Origin of the sequence: Micromonospora sp. M51 (genome assembly GCF_018070305.1) — a bacterium.
Lineage (GTDB): Bacteria > Actinomycetota > Actinomycetes > Mycobacteriales > Micromonosporaceae > Micromonospora > Micromonospora parva.
The window spans coordinates 1-673 of sequence record NZ_JAGPXZ010001385.1; the positions used below are offsets into that span (position 1 = coordinate 1).

The 673-nt window shown below is 72.5% G+C and carries 1 protein-coding gene and 1 pseudogene; both read left to right on the top strand.

Annotation, left to right across the window (positions count from 1 at the left end):
- Positions 1-115: pseudogene (locus tag KBX53_RS34975) on the top strand (6-phosphofructokinase); the annotation flags it as partial.
- Between the two features lie 71 nt (positions 116-186).
- Positions 187-673 (top strand): pyrroline-5-carboxylate reductase (locus KBX53_RS34980; protein WP_210864036.1); only part of this gene is annotated, 487 nt, incomplete at its 3' end.

Sequence of the window (673 nt, forward strand, 5' to 3'; positions counted from 1 at the left end):
GGTCGCGATGCAGAGCACCGACATCGTCCGGGTGCCGCTGGCCGACGCGACCCGCGAGCTGAAGACCGTGCCGCTGGAGCGGTACGCCGAGGCCGAGGTCTTCTTCGGCAGCTGATCGATCGTCGACGGCGTGGCGGGCCCGCGGGCCCGCCACGCCGCGACCCGACGCGAGGGGGTACGGCCGACATGTCCGCCCGAGTGCACACGGTCGCGGTGATCGGCGCGGGCAAGATCGGTGAGCTGATGCTCTCCGGGCTGCTGCGCTCGGGATGGCCGGTGGACCGGCTGCTGGCCACCGCCCGCCGGCCCGCTCGGGCCGAGGAGTTGACAGCCCGTTACGGCGTACAGGTGGTCGACAACCTGACCGCCGTGGACGAGGCGGCGGTGCTCGCGATCTCGGTGAAGCCCCAGGACGCCGCCGCGCTGCTCGACGAGGTCGGCCCCAAGGTGCCGGCCGACAAGCTCGTCATCTCGCTCTGCGCCGGCCTTCCCACCAGCTTCTTCAGCCGCCGGCTGCCCGACGGCACCCCGGTGGTGCGGGTGATGACCAACACCCCGGCGCTTGTCGACGAGGCGATGACCGCGATCTCCGCCGGTGCGTACGCCACCGGGGCGCACCTGACGTTGGCCGAGGAGATGTTCAAGCCGCTCGGCCAGACGATCCGGGTGCCCG